Here is a 2,492-nt window from a genome sequence, read left to right as displayed (position 1 = left end):
TCTCCGTGCCTGACGCCGTCGCAAACGGCGGCCTCAGACCGCTACGCCAACCTAATTCCGAATGGGACTTTTGAAAGGAAATAATGCCCCTTACGACACTTTCCTGTTCCGCTCAGCCGCACGACCCGTAAAGCCCTCGAGAAGGAAGTCATGCAATATGCAATAGACATCAATCGCGTGGCGCAAAGCGGCATTGATCCTGCCGAGGTTGCGATTTGCGCATCCGTGCTTGCGCGTATGTCGGCCAATCTCAAATCGCATCTTGACAATATGGATCTGGAAAATTCGTAGATATTTAAGAAAATTAATAGTCAGAACTTGATGTTTACATTTTTCAGTTGGCTGAATTCGTACATTTCCTCCAGACTCTCTTCTCGACCTAGCCCTGATTGTTTGTATCCGCCAAACGGTGCACCTGGAAAATGCTCGCTGACATTATTGATCCATACGTATCCTGCTTGCACACGCTGCGCAGCAAGGTGCGCAGTATTTAAATCTTGTGTGAATATCGCCGCAGTAAGGCCGTAGTCCAGCTCGTTAACCTGCTCGAACAGAGTGTCTTCATCAGACCAGCGGATCACCGACAGGACAGGCCCGAATATCTCTTCACGAGCTATCGCCATTTGTGAAGTGACGTCGGCAAAGATTGTCGGCTCGACGAACCAGCCTGCGGCGAGCGCAGGATCTTTCGGCACCTCGCCTCCAGTCACGAGCCTTGCACCCTGCTCTTTTCCCTTCGCGATGAGAACGGCGGAGCAATATTCGGCCACGCTAGCGGCGGGATAGTCCTGCTGCGGGCGGCGTAAAAGTCGTCCACCTTGAAGCCTTTCTGCCAAGTCAGGGAGGTGTGGGGATCTACAGCGTGGAACTTTATCTTCAGGTCCGTTTGGCTTGCGCGGATGGCATGAGCCAGCGGGCGGCGGCGAAGCGTTTCAATGTGTCGCGCGACACGGTGCGCAAGATGCTGTCGTTTTCATCGCCACCGGGTTACCGGCGTCAATCTGTCCCGCAGCGCCCGAAGCTGGACGGGTTTGTGGCGATCATTGATGGATGGCTTGAAGGGGACCGCTGCGTCCCGCGCAAACAGCGCCATACGGCGAAGCGGGTATTCGACCGCTTGCGCGCCGAGCATGGTTTCACCGGCGGCTATACGATCATCAAGGATTACATCCGCGAGCGTGAGCAACGCAGCCGGGAGATGTTCGTGCCGCTGGCCCACCCGGCGGGGGATGCGCAGGCCGATTTCGGGGAAGCGCTGGTGGAGATCGGCGGGGTGCAGCAGAAGGCCTACTTCTTCGCACTCGATCTGCCGCACAGTGATGCCTGCTATGTGCGGGCCTATCCGGCGGCGGTGGCGGAAGCCTGGGTGGACGGACACGTTCATGCCTTCGCGTTCTTCGGCGCGGTGCCGCGCTCGATCGTCTATGACAACGATCGCTGCCTTGTGGCGAAGATCCTGCCAGACGGCACGCGCAAGCGTGCCACGCTGTTCAGCGCTTTCCTGTCGCATTATGTGATCCGCGACCGCTATGCCCGCCCGGGCAAGGGGAACGAGAAAGGCAATGTGGAAGGGCTGGTTGGTTACTGCCGCCGCAATTTCATGGTGCCGATCCCGAAGTTCCCGACCTGGGAGGCCTTCAACCTATGGCTGGAGGAGCAATGCCGCAAGCGCCAGCAGGACAAGGTGCGCGGACAGAGCGAGACGATCGGTGAGCGCTTGCAACGCGATCTGGCAGCCATGCAGCCTCTGCCCGCTACACCCTTCGAGGCCTGCGATCAGACGAGCGGGCGGGTCTCCTCGCAATCCCTGGTGCGCTACAGGACCAACGATTATTCGGTTCCGGTGGCCTGGGGCCATCAGGAGGTCTGGATCAGGGCCTATGTCGATGAGGTGGTGGTCGGCTGCCGCAGCGAAGTCATCGCCCGTCATCCTCGTTGTTATGCCCGCGAGGAGGTTATCTTCGACCCGCTCCACTATCTCCCGCTGATCGAGCAGAAGATCAACGCATTCGACCAGGCCGCGCCTTTGCAGGGCTGGGATTTGCCCGAAGCGTTCACGACACTGCAGCGGTTGATGGAAGGCCGCATGCACAAGCATGGCAGGCGTGAATATGTACAGGTGCTGCGCCTGTTGGAAACGTTCACCCTCGCCGATCTCCAGGCGGCGGTGGAACAGGCCATTGATCTTGGCGCCATCGGCTTCGATGCCGTCAAGCACCTCGCCCTGTGCCGGGTCGAACGCGTACCGCCCAGGCTGGACCTGGACGTCTATCCCTTCCTGCCACGCACAACGGTCGAGAAGACCTTTGCCAGAGCCTATCTGAGCCTGCTCTCCGACCAGCAGGAGGCCGCATGAGCGATCAGACCCCGGAGCTTCTTCTCGCTCACAATCTCAAGGCACTCAAGCTGCCTACGTGCCTGCGAGAGCACCACAAGCTCGCCCGGCAATGTGCCGCTGAAGGCGTCGATCATATCCGCTTCCTCGCCCGCCT

The 2,492-nt window shown here is 59.1% G+C and carries 3 protein-coding genes and 1 pseudogene; 3 read left to right on the top strand and 1 reads right to left on the bottom strand.

From position 1 onward, the window contains the following. Window positions 1–150 precede the first annotated feature (150 nt). Window positions 151–291, top strand: coding sequence for a hypothetical protein (locus tag D6851_RS17870; RefSeq protein WP_183030174.1), 141 nt, complete (start codon window positions 151–153; stop codon window positions 289–291). Window positions 292–311: 20 nt separating this feature from the next. Here the strand turns inward: D6851_RS17870 and D6851_RS17415 are convergent, their stop codons facing one another. Beyond that, window positions 312–836 carry an aldehyde dehydrogenase family protein gene (locus D6851_RS17415; protein WP_120326099.1) on the bottom strand — a complete coding sequence of 175 codons (525 nt, stop codon included), beginning with the start codon at window positions 834–836 and terminating at the stop codon, window positions 312–314. 26 nt (window positions 837–862) lie between these two features. On the opposite strand from D6851_RS17415, the gene istA reads away from it, so the two are divergent. Next, entirely contained in the window at window positions 863–2,356 is a 1,494-nt protein-coding gene (istA, locus tag D6851_RS17410) for an IS21 family transposase (protein ID WP_120326098.1), read from the top strand. Next, window positions 2,353–2,492 (top strand): annotated as a pseudogene (locus tag D6851_RS17405) (ATP-binding protein); the annotation flags it as partial. The gene istA and the pseudogene D6851_RS17405, both read left to right, overlap by 4 nt.

This window comes from Altericroceibacterium spongiae, assembly GCF_003610805.1.
In the GTDB taxonomy this organism is placed as follows: Bacteria; Pseudomonadota; Alphaproteobacteria; order Sphingomonadales; family Sphingomonadaceae; genus Altericroceibacterium; species Altericroceibacterium spongiae.
The sequence above is the reverse complement of the archived record's forward strand: the minus strand, read 5'-3'. Positions and strand labels throughout refer to the sequence as shown.

Excerpts from the sequence above, each read along its gene's own strand:
- D6851_RS17870 (WP_183030174.1), top strand. The coding sequence starts at position 151 with ATGCAATATGCAATAGACATCAATCGCGTGGCGCAAAGCGGCATTGAT.